The sequence below is a fragment of the Streptomyces sp. SID5469 genome (assembly GCF_009862865.1).
GTDB lineage: Bacteria > Actinomycetota > Actinomycetes > Streptomycetales > Streptomycetaceae > Streptomyces > Streptomyces avermitilis.
Genome location: NZ_WWIN01000001.1, coordinates 8,325,664 through 8,341,959, shown reverse-complemented (window position 1 = coordinate 8,341,959; position 16,296 = coordinate 8,325,664). Strand labels below are relative to the sequence as shown.

Here is a 16,296-nt window from a genome sequence, read left to right as displayed (position 1 = left end):
CTCGACGGTAGGCAGTCACCAGGGGTGCGTCAACGATCGCCACACTCGGCACGCCGAGTGATAATCACCCTAGGAGTGGTTTCCCGTGCCCTCCCGCGGGGAAAGGCTAGCCGAATGCTTTCGGGGCGAGCCGCGTGACGCCCCCTGGCCACCGGCATGTGCCGCGCCCCGCCGACCGTGGGCGAAGAGGCGGGGCGCCGCCGCCGCAATCACCACGGCAGCGGGCCCTCCCGGTCATCAGCCCCGCACGGGCGGGCGTCACTGGCTGTTCGTACCGAAGTCCTCGGGCGAGATCTGGTCGAGGAACTCGCGGAACTTCTCGACCTCGTCCTCCTGCTCGTCGGGGATCGCGATACCTGCGTCGTCGAGGACCCCGTCGCTGCCATAGATCGGCGTTCCGGTACGCAGTGCCAGCGCTATGGCGTCGGACGGCCGCGCGCTCACCTCGACGCCGCTGGCGAACACCAGCTCCGCGTAGAAGACGCCTTCACGCAGATCCGTGATGCGCACTTCCGTGAGCTCCTGGCCGACGGCCTCCAGCACGTCCTTGAACAGGTCGTGGGTCAGCGGTCGTGCGGGGGCCATGCCCTGCTGGGCGAAGGCGATCGCCGTCGCCTCCCCGGGCCCGATCCAGATAGGGAGGTAACGGTCGCCTCCCACTTCACGCAGGAGCACGATCGGTTGGTTGGAGGGCATTTCCACCCGGACACCTACGACATCGAGCTCGTTCACACAGTAACCCTAGGCCGTGCCCGGGACGTTTGGGTAGTCGAGCACAGAACGGGTGGACGATCCGCCACCGGCGAACACGCCCCGACTCAGGGCAGGCGTACGCCCAGCGCGGTCTGCACCAGCGCGGCGTGCAGCTTCACCGCGAGCCCCGCCAGTTCCTTCGTACGAGCCTCCGCGTGGGCCCTGGTCTGCGGATTGCGGTGCCGCCTCAGCGGAGCCACCACCTGGTCCACCAGCCCCGCCTCACGGTCCGCGGCGGCCTTCATCACACGCAGATGCCTCGGCTCGATCCCGAAGCGCCCCAGCTCGACCACGAGGGTGGCGACAGTGACCGTCTCCGCGTCGTACGCCCCGTCCGGCAGCGGTGCGATGAGCCCGTACGACTCCCACTCCTCGAGCTCCTGCTCCCCGATCTCGGCGGCGGCCAGCAGCTCGGCGCGCCCCACCCGGGCCGCCGTGGGCGCCTCGGGCTCCCCGAAGAGGTCGACCAGGCTTTCTCCCTCGCCCGGGTCGCGTTGGCGCCCCATGGAGGGCAGCCGCACTTCCTCACCGCGCTCCAGGGCGTCCAGATGCTCTCGGATGACCTTCAGGGGCAGATAGTGGTCCCGCTGCATCCGGAGCACGTGACCGAGACGCTCGATGTCGCCGGCGCTGAACTTGCGATACCCCGAGGGGGTCCGCTGCGGCTCGATGAGGCCCTCCGACTCCAGAAATCTGATCTTGGAGATCGTGATGTCGGGGAACTCGTCACGCAGAGCGTTGAGCACCGTGCCGATGCTCATCAGCTCGCCGTCCGTGGCGGCGGTGCCACTGCCGGCACCGCCGCTCGGTGTGTGAAGCATGGGCCCTTCCCTGTCGGGTCAGATGCCCCGCTGGCTCGCGTAGAAGACCAGCCGGTACTTGCCGATCTGCACCTCGTCACCGTTGGAGAGAGCGACCTGGTCGATGCGCTCCCGGTTGACATAGGTGCCGTTCAGGCTGCCGACGTCGGCCACCGTGAACGTGCCGTCCGCACCGCGACGGAACTCGACATGGCGGCGTGACACGGTCACGTCGTCCAAGAAGATGTCGCTCTGCGGGTGGCGCCCCGCCGTGGTCAGCTCACCGTCCAGCAGGAAGCGGCTGCCCGAGTTGGGGCCGCGGCGCACCACCAGGAGCGCCGAGCCGAGCGGCAACGCGTCGACGGCCGCCTGCGCCTCGGGGGACAGCGTGGGCATCGCCGTCTGGCCGGTGACCTCGGCATCGTAGGCCTCGAGACCCGAGATGGAGATCGTGGAGGTCGTCTCGGACGGCCGCTCCGGAGCCGCCCCGCCCCGCAGCGGAGCACCGCAGTTGGAGCAGAAACGGCTGTTTTCCGCGTTGCGGTTACCGCACCTCGTACACACCAGGGCCGACATCGACGGATCCTCCTGCCGCGGCTGCCCCGCCGGGGCATTGGACGCATACGGGTCGGAGCCGAACCCTCCACCCGCACCTGAGGTTGACGGATCCCCGAAACCTATGCGGCCGGACTGGGCAGGGTCAACAGACGACGCGCCCTGACCACCGGAAATGTCGCCACCGGGTCCACCGACCTGATCGCGGAACAGCGGGCGCTCGCCGCCCTGTGCCTCCGCATCCCCGGAGCGCGGCGCGCGATGGCGGGCAGTGGCGTTGTCGCTGCCCTCTCGAGAGCTCTTGCCGAACAACTTCGCAAACAACTTCACGGGCGATTCCCCTTGACCGAAACAGACCCGCCCGTGGGGCAGGACGAACCCTGATTGAACACACCGGTCGACCCGGACATCCTCACAACGTCCGTATCCACCAGACAGTTTCCACCACGCACCACCCATTCGGTGCGCCGACCCCCCGCAACCTCATGCCCTCGCCGGGCGACCCCCATGCACCTCGCGTTCACTCGGAGGACGACCGAGCGTAGTCAGGCCGCTTCGCCGCTCGCAAGGCGTCCACAATGATCTTCGTCGAACGCTCCACCGCGACGGTGGCCTGCTCCTTCTCAAGAGTCTGCACCACGCCACCCGGGATGTTGAGCGCCGGCTCGAGGTCCTGCGACTTGCCGATGACCTTGAAACGATACGGCTGGCTGATCTTGTTCCCGTCGACACTCACACTCTTGCCGGAGTCCGTCAGATAGGTGTTGGCGACGACCCTCACACCGTTCACCTGGATCGCCTCCGCGCCGGCCGCGCGCAACTCCTGGACCGCGTCGAGCAGCATGTCCGCCCGGACCGTCCCCTTCGGGTCGTCGATGGTCATCGTGATGCCAGGTCCCTGTGCCGCGACCGTGCCCGCCAGAATGCCGAGTTGCTTCTCCTTCTCGACCGTCTGCTTACGGGCCTCCTCGGCCTGGTTCGAGCTGTTCTCCAGCTCGGACCGCTGGTCCTCGAGACCTTGCTTCTCGTCCGCAAGACGCTGTGTGCGGTTGTCGAGTTCATCGAGGATGCGTACGAGATCCTCCTGGCGCGCCCCGCGCAAGGCGTTGCCGCTGTCACTGTTGGACGCCACCTGCACGGCCAGACCGAAGCCGAGGCCGAACAGCAGCAGCGCGACAATGAGTTGCGCACGGCTGACGCGCGGCGGCCACAGTCCCTGCACCAGGCGCTGACGGCCGGTCAACCCAGGCCCGGAGCCCTTGGTGGCGTCCTCGTTCGCGGTCTCCGCGGCCGTCTCGGGCACCTCTTCCGGCAGCTCTCTGCGCAGCCGGTGCTCGGCGGCCTCCGGCGTGTCCGGTCCCTTGGGCGTCTCGTCCTCATGGCTCATCTGTCTCACGCCCTGAAGACGTGCCGACGGATCGCCGCGGCGTTGGAGAAGATGCGGATGCCGAGGACGACCACGACACCGGTGGACAGCTGGGCGCCGACACCCAGCTTGTCGCCCAGGAAGACGATCAGCGCGGCGACGACGACGTTCGACAGGAACGACACCACGAAGACCTTGTCGTCGAAGATGCCGTCGAGCATGGCACGCAGACCGCCGAACACGGCATCGAGTGCGGCCACGACGGCAATGGGAAGGTAAGGCTCCACGACCGCCGGAACCTCGGGCCGGACCAACAATCCAGCCACGACTCCCACGACGAGGCCCAGTACGGCGATCACGATGTGCCCTTCTCTGTGCTCGGCTGTGCTGTACGTACGATCACACTCGGTGCGGCGGGCAGCCGGACGTCACCCTGGACGGAGATGCCGGTCCGGATGCCGTAGTTCTCCTGCAACGCGTGCAGATACAGCCCGTCGGGGCTGTTCTGGAACCCGGTGCTGAGGTGCTTGCCGTCCCCCACCGCGAGCACCGTGTACGGCGGTACGAGCGGCTTGTTGTCGACCAGTATCGCGTCACCCGCGGCCCGGATGGCCGACAGGGCCGTCAACCGCTGCCCGTTGATCGCAACGGCTTCGGCGCCGGACTCCCACAGTCCGTTCACCACACGCTGCATGTCGCGGTCCCGGACGCGTCCGGTGTCGGAGAACCCGGAGGTCTCTCGCGGATCACCGTTGCCGCCGGTGCTGGCTTCCTTGGCGTCGTCCACGACGAGCTTCACCCCGGGGCCGTGGACTGCGACGGCACCCGACAGGATGCCCACTACGTCGGCCTGGTCGCCGCCGCCGTACTTCTTCAGTGCCTCGCGCTGCCGCGCGCTCACGTCGTCCCGCAAAGTGTCGACGCTGCTCTCGAGCTTGTCCGCGACCGTGGTCTCACGCCCGATGCGGTCGACGAGCTCCTGACGCTCCTTGGCGATCGTCGGGGCCGCTATCCGCGCCTGCGCCGCACCCACGGTCACCACCAGCGCCGCCAGGACCAGTCCGGCCGCGAGACCTAGCTTGGCCCGCACGGTCTTCGGCATGCCGCCGGTGCCCTCGGCCTTCTTCCGGGCGGCGGCCTCGGCATATCCGTCGTCGAGGCTGTGATCCATGACGTTGGTGAGCAGCGACATGGAGGCGTCCGGGCGCGGGGGGCGCGTAGGGGTGCTCCGAACGGGGGGCGGCTGCGGCATGCCGCACATCGTCGCACGTCGCGAGTACTACCTCCGAATGGCCCCACCGGCGTGCCGGACAGGCCCCCTTGGGGACACTTGTCCGGCACGCGCGTGTGCTCAGCGGCCGGCGCTGTCCACGACCGCCGCCCATTCGTCGAGCAGGGCCTCCGCGGAGGCGTCGTCGGGCCCCTCGGCCCACAGATGTGTGACCGCCTCGGCGGGATCGGGCAGCACCATCACCCAACGCCCGTCGGACTCGACGACCCGCACGCCGTCCGTCGTGTCGACAAAGCGATCGCCGGCCGCCTCGACGACCCGCCGCATCACCAGCCCCTTGACGGCCCAAGGAGTCGCCAGGTCACGCTTCAGCACGTGGGCCCGCGGGATCCGCGCATCGATCTGGCTGAGCGTGAGCTGTGTCCGCGCCACCAGACCGATCAGCCGCACGAAGGCCGCCGTACCGTCGAAGACACTGCTGAACTCGGGGATGATGAACCCGCCGCGCCCGTCACCACCGAAGATGGTCGATTCGTCGCCTCCCACCCGCGTCAGATCATCGGGCGACGTGGTCGTCCACTCGACCTGCGTCCCGTGATAAGCCGCCACCTGCTCAGCGATCCTGGTCGTCGTCACCGGCAGCGCCACGCGGCCGCTGCGTCGCTCCGCGGCCACCAGGTCGAGCATGACGAGCAGTGCCCGGTCGTCCTCGACGATCCGCCCCTTCTCGTCGACGAGCGACAGTCGCTCACCGACGGGGTCGAAGCGCACGCCGAACGCGGCCCTCGCGGATGCGACGATCTCACCGAGCCGCACCAGCCCGGAGCGCCGCGCATCGGCCGTCTCCGTGGGCCGGGACTCGTCGAGGCCGGGGTTGATGGTGAGCGCGTCGACACCCAGCTTGCCGAGCAGACTGGGCAGCACAAGCCCCGCACTGCCGTTCGACGCGTCCACGACGACCTTGAGCCCCGACTCGGAGATACCGGTCGTGTCGACGTTCCGCAGCAGCGACCCGGTGTACGAGTCGAAGACGCTCGCCGGGAAGTGCAGGTCCCCGATCTCTCCCGGGAAGGCTCGCCGGTACTCCTGCCGCGCGAACACTCGGTCCAGCTTCCGCTGACTGCCCTGCGAGAGGTCGGCACCCTGCCCGTCGAAGAACATGATGTCCACGGAGTCCGGCACCCCGGGCGTCGTACGGATCATGATCCCGCCGGCGCTGCCTCTCGCGGTCTGCTGTCGCGCGACGGGCAGCGGTACGTTCTCCAGGTCGCGTACGTCGATGGCGCTGGTCTGCAGCGCCGAGATGACCGCCCGCTTCAGCGCACGCGCGCCTCGGGAGTGGTCACGGGCCGTGGTGACGGTCGAGCCCTTCTTGAGCGTGGTCGCATACGCTCCCGCGAGCCGCACGACGAGTTCCGGCGTGATCTCCACGTTCAGGATCCCGGTCACGCCACGGGCGCCGAACAGATGCGCCTGCCCCCGCGACTCCCAGATCACCGAGGTGTTGACGAACGCGCCGGCCTCGATGGTCTTGAACGGGTAGACCCGCACATTCCCCTGGATGATCGATTCTTCACCGACGAGACACTCGTCGCCGATGACGGCGCCGTCCTCGATCCGGGCGGCCCGCATGATGTCGGTGTTCTTGCCGATGACGCAACCACGCAGATTGCTGTGCTGCCCGATGTACACGTTGTCGTGGACCACGGCCCTGTGCAGAAAGGCCCCGCTCTTCACGACGACATTCGACCCGACGACGGTGTGCTCGCGGATTTCGACGTCAGCCTCGACCTTGGCGTAGTCACCGATGTAGAGCGGCCCGCGCAGCACGGCGTCGGGGTGCACTTCGGCACCCTCCGCGACCCATACGCCCGGGGAGATCTCGAAGCCGTCGATCTCGACGTCGACCTTGCCCTCCAGGACGTCGGCTTGGGCCTTCACATAGCTCTCGTGGGTGCCCACGTCCTCCCAGTAGCCCTCGGCGACATAGCCGTAGACCGGCTTGCCGTCCTTCATCAGCTGCGGGAAGACATCGCCGGACCAGTCGACGGAGACGTCGGCCTCGACGTAGTTGAAGACTTCGGGCTCCATGACATAGATGCCCGTGTTCACGGTGTCCGAGAAGACCTGTCCCCAGGTGGGCTTCTCGAGGAAGCGCTCGACCTTGCCTTCTTCGTCGACGATGGTGATGCCGAATTCCAGAGGATTGGGCACGCGCGTCAGACAGACGGTGACCAGCGCACCCTTTTCCTTGTGGAAATTGATCAGCTCGGTGAGATCGAAGTCGGTCAGGGCATCACCGGAGATGACGAGGAAAGTGTCGTCCTTCAGCGCTTCCTCGGCGTTCTTGACGCTCCCGGCGGTACCGAGTGGCTTCTCCTCATTGGCATAAGTGAGCTCCATGCCGAGCTCTTCGCCGTCACCGAAGTAGTTCTTGACGAGAGACGCCAAGAACTGCACAGTTACGACGGTCTCGTTGAGCCCATGCCTTTTGAGTAGCCGCAGGACATGCTCCATGATCGGCCGGTTTACCACCGGCAGGAGCGGCTTGGGCATACTCGAGGTCATCGGGCGAAGGCGTGTGCCTTCGCCTCCGGCCATCACGACGGCCTTCATGTCGGAAGCGTCCTCCTCTGAGAGACGACGGTCTAGCCGACTTCACCCATCTAGATTGTCCCGCAGTTTTCCCGCGCGGGCCATCGCGCCACTACGGCCGCCCAATCAGGCGGGATCAATCGGCTACGGCGTCCGCCCTGACAAGTCGGCGGACCTGAACCATGTAGAGGACTCCTGCCCACCAATACAGCGTTGTACCCCATCCGGCGAACGCCCATCCGAAAATAGCAGCGAGTGACCCGATCCATCCACTTGAGTCACTCAGAAGCAGCAAGGGGAAGGCGTACATCAGGTTGAAGGTGGCGGCCTTCCCGAGGAAGTTCACCTGGGGTGGCGGATAGCCGTGGCGCCTGAGGATACCCACCATCACCAGCAGAACCAGCTCTCGCGCCAGCAGTGCGGCGGTCAACCAGATTGGCAGAATCTCGCGCCAGGTGAGACCCACCAAAGTCGAGAGAATGTAGAGCCGGTCAGCCGCGGGGTCGAGGAGCCGGCCGAGGCTGCTGATCTGGTTCCAGCGCCGGGCGAGCTTGCCGTCCAGGTAGTCACTGATGCCGCTCAGCGCCAGGACCAGAAGCGCCCAGCCATCGCTCTTCGGGCCGCCGAACTCGGGCCGGAGGATCAGCCACAGGAAGACGGGTACGCCGACGAGCCGCGCCATGCTGAGGATGTTCGGGATGGTGAGGACCCGGTCTGTCTGGACGCGGGTCTCCTGGACCTCCACCCGGGGGCCTCCTGTGGGAAACGAGCCAACGATGCCCCCTGACCCTACCCGCAGCCGTCAGACCCGGGTGCAGAGGGGTGGCGACGCCCCGGAAAACAAAAAAGCTCCGGCTCTTGGGCATATTGCCCAAGAGCCGGAGCTCTAAAAGAAGTTCGGCGGCGTCCTACTCTCCCACAGGGTCCCCCCTGCAGTACCATCGGCGCTGTAAGGCTTAGCTTCCGGGTTCGGAATGTAACCGGGCGTTTCCCTCACGCTATGACCACCGAAACACTATGAAACTGTCAACCGCACCATCCCGTGACCATGGAATGGGGTTGTTCGTGGTTTCAGAACCAACACAGTGGACGCGAGCAACTGAGGACAAGCCCTCGGCCTATTAGTACCAGTCACCTCCAGCGGTTACCCGCCTTCCAGATCTGGCCTATCAACCCAGTCGTCTACTGGGAGCCTTACCCTCTCAAGGAGGTGGGAATACTCATCTCGAAGCAGGCTTCCCGCTTAGATGCTTTCAGCGGTTATCCCTCCCGAACGTAGCCAACCAGCCATGCCCTTGGCAGGACAACTGGCACACCAGAGGTTCGTCCGTCCCGGTCCTCTCGTACTAGGGACAGCCCTTCTCAATATTCCTGCGCGCGCAGCGGATAGGGACCGAACTGTCTCACGACGTTCTAAACCCAGCTCGCGTACCGCTTTAATGGGCGAACAGCCCAACCCTTGGGACCGACTCCAGCCCCAGGATGCGACGAGCCGACATCGAGGTGCCAAACCATCCCGTCGATATGGACTCTTGGGGAAGATCAGCCTGTTATCCCCGGGGTACCTTTTATCCGTTGAGCGACGGCGCTTCCACAAGCCACCGTCGGATCACTAGTCCCGACTTTCGTCCCTGCTCGACCCGTCGGTCTCACAGTCAAGCTCCCTTGTGCACTTACACTCAACACCTGATTGCCAACCAGGCTGAGGGAACCTTTGGGCGCCTCCGTTACTCTTTAGGAGGCAACCGCCCCAGTTAAACTACCCATCAGACACTGTCCCTGATCCGGATCACGGACCCAGGTTAGACATCCAGCACGACCAGACTGGTATTTCAACGACGACTCCACCCACACTGGCGTGCGGGCTTCAAAGTCTCCCAGCTATCCTACACAAGCCGAACCGAACACCAATATCAAACTGTAGTAAAGGTCCCGGGGTCTTTCCGTCCTGCTGCGCGAAACGAGCATCTTTACTCGTAGTGCAATTTCACCGGGCCTATGGTTGAGACAGTCGAGAAGTCGTTACGCCATTCGTGCAGGTCGGAACTTACCCGACAAGGAATTTCGCTACCTTAGGATGGTTATAGTTACCACCGCCGTTTACTGGCGCTTAAGTTCTCAGCTTCGCCAAACCGAAGTTTGACTAACCGGTCCCCTTAACGTTCCAGCACCGGGCAGGCGTCAGTCCGTATACATCGCCTTACGGCTTCGCACGGACCTGTGTTTTTAGTAAACAGTCGCTTCTCGCTGGTCTCTGCGGCCACCCCCAGCTCACCAAGTAAATTGGATCACCAGTGATGGCCCCCCTTCTCCCGAAGTTACGGGGGCATTTTGCCGAGTTCCTTAACCATAGTTCACCCGAACGCCTCGGTATTCTCTACCTGACCACCTGAGTCGGTTTAGGGTACGGGCCGCCATGAAACTCGCTAGAGGCTTTTCTCGACAGCATAGGATCATCCACTTCACCACAATCGGCTCGGCATCAGGTCTCAGCCTTAATGCGCGACGGATTTACCTATCGCACGGCCTACACCCTTACCCCGGGACAACCACCGCCCGGGATGGACTACCTTCCTGCGTCACCCCATCACTCACCTACTACCACCTTGGGTCAGCGGCTCCACCACTCCCCTTTGCCCGAAGGCTCCAGGGCGGCTTCACGGCCTTAGCATTAATGGGCTCGATGTTTGACGCTTCACAGCGGGTACCGGAATATCAACCGGTTATCCATCGACTACGCCTGTCGGCCTCGCCTTAGGTCCCGACTTACCCTGGGCAGATCAGCTTGACCCAGGAACCCTTAGTCAATCGGCGCACACGTTTCTCACGTGTGTATCGCTACTCATGCCTGCATTCTCACTCGTGAACCGTCCACCACTGCCTTCCGGCGCGGCTTCACCCGGCACACGACGCTCCCCTACCCATCCATACAGGCGTTGGCCCTATTGTATGAATGACACGACTTCGGCGGTACGCTTGAGCCCCGCTACATTGTCGGCGCGGAATCACTAGACCAGTGAGCTATTACGCACTCTTTCAAGGGTGGCTGCTTCTAAGCCAACCTCCTGGTTGTCTGTGCGACTCCACATCCTTTCCCACTTAGCGTACGCTTAGGGGCCTTAGTCGATGCTCTGGGCTGTTTCCCTCTCGACCATGGAGCTTATCCCCCACAGTCTCACTGCCGCGCTCTCACTTACCGGCATTCGGAGTTTGGCTAAGGTCAGTAACCCGGTAGGGCCCATCGCCTATCCAGTGCTCTACCTCCGGCAAGAAACACACGACGCTGCACCTAAATGCATTTCGGGGAGAACCAGCTATCACGGAGTTTGATTGGCCTTTCACCCCTAACCACAGGTCATCCCCCAGGTTTTCAACCCTGGTGGGTTCGGTCCTCCACGAAGTCTTACCTCCGCTTCAACCTGCCCATGGCTAGATCACTCCGCTTCGGGTCTTGAGCGCGCTACTAAATCGCCCTATTCGGACTCGCTTTCGCTACGGCTTCCCCACACGGGTTAACCTCGCAACACACCGCAAACTCGCAGGCTCATTCTTCAAAAGGCACGCAGTCACGACGCACCGAGTAAACTCGATGCGCGACGCTCCCACGGCTTGTAGGCACACGGTTTCAGGTACTATTTCACTCCGCTCCCGCGGTACTTTTCACCATTCCCTCACGGTACTATCCGCTATCGGTCACCAGGGAATATTTAGGCTTAGCGGGTGGTCCCGCCAGATTCACACGGGATTTCTCGGGCCCCGTGCTACTTGGGTGTCTCTCAAACGAGCCGCTGATGTTTCGACTACGGGGGTCTTACCCTCTACGCCGGACCTTTCGCATGTCCTTCGCCTACATCAACGGTTTCTGACTCGTCTCACGGCCGGCAGACCGTAAAAGAGAGATCCCACAACCCCGTATACGCAACCCCTGCCGGGTCTCACACGCATACGGTTTGGCCTCATCCAGTTTCGCTCGCCACTACTCCCGGAATCACGGTTGTTTTCTCTTCCTGCGGGTACTGAGATGTTTCACTTCCCCGCGTTCCCTCCACATACCCTATGTGTTCAGGTATGGGTGACAGCCCATGACGACTGCCGGGTTTCCCCATTCGGAAACCCCCGGATCAAAGCCTGGTTGACGGCTCCCCGGGGACTATCGTGGCCTCCCACGTCCTTCATCGGTTCCTGGTGCCAAGGCATCCACCGTGCGCCCTTAAAAACTTGGCCACAGATGCTCGCGTCCACTGTGCAGTTCTCAAACAACGACCAACCACCCGTCACAACCCGCCGAAGCAGATCTTTACCGGGGCCGGCACTGAAGGCAGCCACAATCGGCCGTACCCTCAGACACCCAACAGCGTGCCCGACACCCTCGCCCTCCCATGTTCGCTTTCCACGCCGAAGCAGTACTTGCCAACCTGAGCAGGTCGAGTGTGCCGAATAATCAACGTTCCACCCTTGAGCAACCAGCATCAGACAGTCGCTGATGTACTGGCCTCTGACCTCACCCCGAAGGGATCGGTAAGAAGTGCTCCTTAGAAAGGAGGTGATCCAGCCGCACCTTCCGGTACGGCTACCTTGTTACGACTTCGTCCCAATCGCCAGTCCCACCTTCGACAGCTCCCTCCCACAAGGGGTTGGGCCACCGGCTTCGGGTGTTACCGACTTTCGTGACGTGACGGGCGGTGTGTACAAGGCCCGGGAACGTATTCACCGCAGCAATGCTGATCTGCGATTACTAGCAACTCCAACTTCATGGGGTCGAGTTGCAGACCCCAATCCGAACTGAGACCGACTTTTTGAGATTCGCTCCACCTTGCGGTATCGCAGCTCATTGTATCGGCCATTGTAGCACGTGTGCAGCCCAAGACATAAGGGGCATGATGACTTGACGTCGTCCCCACCTTCCTCCGAGTTGACCCCGGCGGTCTCCTGTGAGTCCCCATCACCCCGAAGGGCATGCTGGCAACACAGAACAAGGGTTGCGCTCGTTGCGGGACTTAACCCAACATCTCACGACACGAGCTGACGACAGCCATGCACCACCTGTACACCGACCACAAGGGGGGCACTATCTCTAATGCTTTCCGGTGTATGTCAAGCCTTGGTAAGGTTCTTCGCGTTGCGTCGAATTAAGCCACATGCTCCGCTGCTTGTGCGGGCCCCCGTCAATTCCTTTGAGTTTTAGCCTTGCGGCCGTACTCCCCAGGCGGGGAACTTAATGCGTTAGCTGCGGCACCGACGACGTGGAATGTCGCCAACACCTAGTTCCCACCGTTTACGGCGTGGACTACCAGGGTATCTAATCCTGTTCGCTCCCCACGCTTTCGCTCCTCAGCGTCAGTAATGGCCCAGAGATCCGCCTTCGCCACCGGTGTTCCTCCTGATATCTGCGCATTTCACCGCTACACCAGGAATTCCGATCTCCCCTACCACACTCTAGCTAGCCCGTATCGAATGCAGACCCGGGGTTAAGCCCCGGGCTTTCACACCCGACGTGACAAGCCGCCTACGAGCTCTTTACGCCCAATAATTCCGGACAACGCTTGCGCCCTACGTATTACCGCGGCTGCTGGCACGTAGTTAGCCGGCGCTTCTTCTGCAGGTACCGTCACTTTCGCTTCTTCCCTGCTGAAAGAGGTTTACAACCCGAAGGCCGTCATCCCTCACGCGGCGTCGCTGCATCAGGCTTTCGCCCATTGTGCAATATTCCCCACTGCTGCCTCCCGTAGGAGTCTGGGCCGTGTCTCAGTCCCAGTGTGGCCGGTCGCCCTCTCAGGCCGGCTACCCGTCGTCGCCTTGGTGAGCCACTACCTCACCAACAAGCTGATAGGCCGCGGGCTCATCCTGCACCGCCGGAGCTTTTAACCCTCACAGATGCCTGCGAGAGTATTATCCGGTATTAGACCCCGTTTCCAGGGCTTGTCCCAGAGTGCAGGGCAGATTGCCCACGTGTTACTCACCCGTTCGCCACTAATCCACCCCGAAGGGCTTCATCGTTCGACTTGCATGTGTTAAGCACGCCGCCAGCGTTCGTCCTGAGCCAGGATCAAACTCTCCGTGAATGTTTTCCCGTAATCGGGACGACACCACGAGAGCGGAACAGCCGGGCGGAATAAGCCCAGCCGTTCACAGCGTCCTCGCTGTGCGCCTACCGAACAACGTCGGCAGGACTTTTTCAAAGGAACCTCGTCCCAGCCGATCGGCCGGAGACGGGGTATCAACATATCTGGCGTTGATTTTTGGCACGCTGTTGAGTTCTCAAGGAACGGACGCTTCCTTTGTACTCACCCGAGAGACTCTCTCAGGCTTTCCTCCGGGCGCTTCCCTTCGGTCTTGCGTTTCCGACTCTATCAGATCGTTTTCCGATCCGATTTCCTCGGCGCTTTCCAGGTTTCCGCTTTCGCGTTTCCCTTTCCGGCGGTTCCGACTCTATCAGCGTTTTTCCGTCTCTCTGACCACCGTCCTGCGGACATGCAGAACGAGACCCCGAGATAGGATCTGACAAGTTGGATGCTGCCCGGCGGGGACACTTGGTCGCGTCGCTCAGCCTCAAGCAGGAGTACGACTGTACCTGGGGCGTCGAGTGGGCGCAAATCGTTTGCGCTCTGCTCCTAGGGCTGTCAACCGGTCCGTCTCGCGGGGAACCGGCACTTCATATGACATACGCTGCTCAACAGTGCGCCGTCCGGGACAGGCAGTGACGGCCCATTTGAATCTCCACCCCTGGGAGGCTTCCCATGACCACCGTGACGTCCCCTCTTGCAGGACGCGCCATCGGACTCGCCGCAGTGCCGGACCCCGTCTTCTCCGGGGCGATGGTCGGCCCCGGCACGGCGATCGACCCCGTGCGCGAGCCCTCGGAGGCTGTCGCCCCTGTGGACGGAGTCATCGTCTCGCTTCATCCGCACGCCTTCGTGGTCGTCGACGGTGAGGGACACGGGGTGCTGACGCACCTCGGCATCGACACCGTCCAGCTCAACGGCGAGGGCTTCGAGCTGCTCGTCAACAAGGGTGACACCGTGACGCGCGGGCAGGCCGTGGTCCGTTGGAACCCGGCCGCCGTCGAGGAAGCCGGCAAGTCCCCGGTGTGCCCGGTCGTGGCACTCGAGGCCACGGTCGATTCGCTGGGCGATGTCCGTGACGAGGGCGACGTGAAGGCCGGCGACCCGCTCTTCTCCTGGCAGTGACATCAACGCCGTATTAGACGGCAGGCAGACAATCATCACGGCGGCGGGAGTCGCCGCACTATCGGAGACGGGTGAGATGGAGACAACGCTGCGAGGCGTCGGCGTGAGCCACGGTGTGGCGATCGGCGAGGTTCGGCACATGGGGACGGCGGTGCTGGAACCGCCTGCCAAGCAGATTCCGGCGGAGGACGCGGAGCGCGAACAGGGGCGCGCCCACAAGGCCGTGGACGCTGTGGCGGCCGACCTGATTGCGCGCGGCAACCTGGCGGGGGGCGAAGCACAGGCGGTGCTCGAGGCTCAGGCACTGATGGCCCAGGACCCCGAGTTGATGGCGGACGTGGAGCGTCGCATCGCCGTCGGCAGCACCGCGGAGCGCGCGGTGTACGACGCCTTCGCCTCGTACCGTGCCCTGCTGGCCGGCGCGGGTGAGTACCTGGCCGGGCGTGTGGCCGACCTCGACGACGTGCGGAACCGTATCGTCGCCCGGCTGTTGGGGGTGCCCATGCCGGGTGTCCCGGACAGCGACGAGCCCTACGTCCTCATCGCGCGTGACCTCGCGCCCGCCGACACCGCTCTGCTGGACCCGACCCTGGTTCTCGGTTTCGTGACCGAGGAGGGCGGGCCGACCAGCCACAGCGCGATTCTGGCGCGGGCGTTGGGTGTGCCCGCCGTGGTTGCGCTGCCGGGTGCGGGTGAGATCGGCGAAGGCATAGTGATCGCCGTGGACGGCAGCACCGGTGAGATCTTCGTGAATCCGAGTCCGGAGAAGAAGGAACAGCTGGAGGCCGCGGCCGCCGAGCGCAAGGCCGCGCTGTCCGCGTCCACCGGGCCGGGCGCCACCTCCGACGGGCACAAGGTGCCGCTGCTGGCCAATGTCGGCGGTCCCGCTGACGTGCCTGCCGCCGTCGAGGCGGGGGCCGAGGGTGTCGGTCTGTTCCGTACCGAGTTCCTCTTCCTCGATGACAGCAAGAACGCGCCGAGCGAGGAGAAGCAGGTCGAGGCGTACCGCCAGGTTCTCGAGGCGTTCCCCGAGGGCCGTGTCGTCGTGCGAGTGCTCGACGCGGGCGCGGACAAGCCGCTGGAGTTCCTGACTCCGGCGGACGAGCCGAACCCGGCGCTGGGCGTGCGCGGTCTGCGGATTCTGCTCGAACACCCCGACGTGCTGCGCACGCAGCTGACCGCACTGGCCAAGGCGGCGGAGGGACTGCCCGTCTACCTCGAGGTCATGGCTCCGATGGTGGCGGACCGTACCGACGCCAAGGCGTTCGCGGACGCGTGCCGGGAGGCCGGGCTGCAGGCGAAGTTCGGCGCGATGGTGGAGATTCCGTCGGCCGCGCTGCGGGCGCGCTCGATCCTCCAGGAGGTCGAGTTCCTTTCGCTGGGGACCAACGACCTCGCCCAGTACACCTTCGCCGCCGACCGGCAGGTGGGTGCCGTGTCGCGGCTGCAGGACCCGTGGCAGCCCGCTCTGCTCGACCTGGTCGCGCTGTCCGCCGAGGCGGCGAAGGCCGAGGGCAAGAGCTGTGGCGTCTGTGGCGAGGCCGCGTCGGACCCGCTGCTCGCGTGTGTGCTGACCGGTCTGGGTGTCACCTCCCTGTCGATGGGTGCGGCGTCGATTCCTTATGTACGGGCGACGCTGGCGAAGTACACGCTGGCCCAGTGCGAGCGGGCCGCGGCCGCCGCACGTGCCGCGGACACGGCCGAAGAGGCGCGCAACGCGGCTCAGGCGGTGCTGTCCGGCGAATAGACGGCACCGGACGTCGTAGCGGTTTGTCGAGGGGCGCTTCACCTGTCGGTGGGGCGCCCCTC

Annotated in this window: 10 protein-coding genes and 3 rRNA genes; 2 read left to right on the top strand and 11 right to left on the bottom strand. The window is 64.2% G+C overall.

The features are described from left to right. Positions 1-258 precede the first annotated feature (258 nt). From GTY58_RS36255 to GTY58_RS36205, 11 genes are all read right to left on the bottom strand, one after another. Entirely contained in the window at positions 259-732 is a 474-nt protein-coding gene (locus GTY58_RS36255) for a bifunctional nuclease family protein (RefSeq protein ID WP_006123076.1), read from the bottom strand. A gap of 86 nt (positions 733-818) precedes the next feature. Next, a complete protein-coding gene (locus GTY58_RS36250; RefSeq protein ID WP_010988378.1) occupies positions 819-1,574 on the bottom strand; it encodes a MerR family transcriptional regulator in 756 nt (251 codons plus the stop codon). An 18-nt stretch (positions 1,575-1,592) separates the two neighbouring features. Further along, positions 1,593-2,567, bottom strand: a complete 975-nt coding sequence (locus tag GTY58_RS36245) for an FHA domain-containing protein (protein ID WP_010988377.1) — start codon at positions 2,565-2,567, stop codon at positions 1,593-1,595. 61 nt (positions 2,568-2,628) lie between these two features. Next, complete coding sequence (locus tag GTY58_RS36240) at positions 2,629-3,495, bottom strand: DUF881 domain-containing protein (protein WP_037646987.1); 867 nt, start codon at positions 3,493-3,495, stop codon at positions 2,629-2,631. Between the two features lie 5 nt (positions 3,496-3,500). Further along, entirely contained in the window at positions 3,501-3,833 is a 333-nt protein-coding gene (locus GTY58_RS36235) for a small basic family protein (RefSeq protein WP_003988855.1), read from the bottom strand. Beyond that, positions 3,830-4,666, bottom strand: a complete 837-nt coding sequence (locus tag GTY58_RS36230; protein ID WP_037646985.1) for a DUF881 domain-containing protein — start codon at positions 4,664-4,666, stop codon at positions 3,830-3,832. The genes GTY58_RS36235 and GTY58_RS36230 overlap by 4 nt, the downstream gene beginning before the upstream one ends. A 159-nt stretch (positions 4,667-4,825) precedes the next feature. Further along, a complete protein-coding gene (locus GTY58_RS36225) occupies positions 4,826-7,321 on the bottom strand; it encodes a mannose-1-phosphate guanyltransferase (protein WP_010988374.1) in 2,496 nt (831 codons plus the stop codon). Between the two features lie 115 nt (positions 7,322-7,436). After that, entirely contained in the window at positions 7,437-8,045 is a 609-nt protein-coding gene (locus GTY58_RS36220; protein WP_010988373.1) for a CDP-alcohol phosphatidyltransferase family protein, read from the bottom strand. A 150-nt stretch (positions 8,046-8,195) separates the two neighbouring features. Further along, positions 8,196-8,312 (bottom strand): 5S ribosomal RNA (gene rrf, locus GTY58_RS36215). 89 nt (positions 8,313-8,401) lie between these two features. Continuing rightward, a 23S ribosomal RNA gene (locus tag GTY58_RS36210) occupies positions 8,402-11,524 on the bottom strand. Between the two features lie 312 nt (positions 11,525-11,836). Continuing rightward, a 16S ribosomal RNA gene (locus GTY58_RS36205) occupies positions 11,837-13,362 on the bottom strand. Together the 16S, 23S and 5S rRNA genes form the textbook arrangement of a ribosomal RNA operon. A gap of 675 nt (positions 13,363-14,037) precedes the next feature. On the opposite strand from GTY58_RS36205, the gene GTY58_RS36200 reads away from it, so the two are divergent. Both GTY58_RS36200 and ptsP read left to right on the top strand, forming a co-directional pair. Continuing rightward, entirely contained in the window at positions 14,038-14,487 is a 450-nt protein-coding gene (locus GTY58_RS36200; RefSeq protein ID WP_010988372.1) for a PTS glucose transporter subunit IIA, read from the top strand. A gap of 76 nt (positions 14,488-14,563) precedes the next feature. Next, entirely contained in the window at positions 14,564-16,234 is a 1,671-nt protein-coding gene (gene ptsP, locus GTY58_RS36195) for a phosphoenolpyruvate--protein phosphotransferase (RefSeq protein WP_010988371.1), read from the top strand. The last annotated feature ends 62 nt before the right edge of the window (positions 16,235-16,296 follow it).

What these genes read in the sequence shown, in the direction of transcription:
- GTY58_RS36250 (WP_010988378.1), bottom strand. Translation starts at nt 1,574, where the DNA reads ATGCTTCACACACCGAGCGGCGGTGCCGGCAGTGGCACCGCCGCCACG.
- GTY58_RS36245 (WP_010988377.1), bottom strand. Translation starts at nt 2,567, where the DNA reads ATGGGTGGTGCGTGGTGGAAACTGTCTGGTGGATACGGACGTTGTGAG.
- GTY58_RS36240 (WP_037646987.1), bottom strand. Translation starts at nt 3,495, where the DNA reads ATGAGCCATGAGGACGAGACGCCCAAGGGACCGGACACGCCGGAGGCC.
- GTY58_RS36230 (WP_037646985.1), bottom strand. Translation starts at nt 4,666, where the DNA reads ATGTCGCTGCTCACCAACGTCATGGATCACAGCCTCGACGACGGATAT.
- GTY58_RS36225 (WP_010988374.1), bottom strand. Translation starts at nt 7,321, where the DNA reads ATGAAGGCCGTCGTGATGGCCGGAGGCGAAGGCACACGCCTTCGCCCG.
- GTY58_RS36200 (WP_010988372.1), top strand. Translation starts at nt 14,038, where the DNA reads ATGACCACCGTGACGTCCCCTCTTGCAGGACGCGCCATCGGACTCGCC.
- ptsP (WP_010988371.1), top strand. Translation starts at nt 14,564, where the DNA reads ATGGAGACAACGCTGCGAGGCGTCGGCGTGAGCCACGGTGTGGCGATC.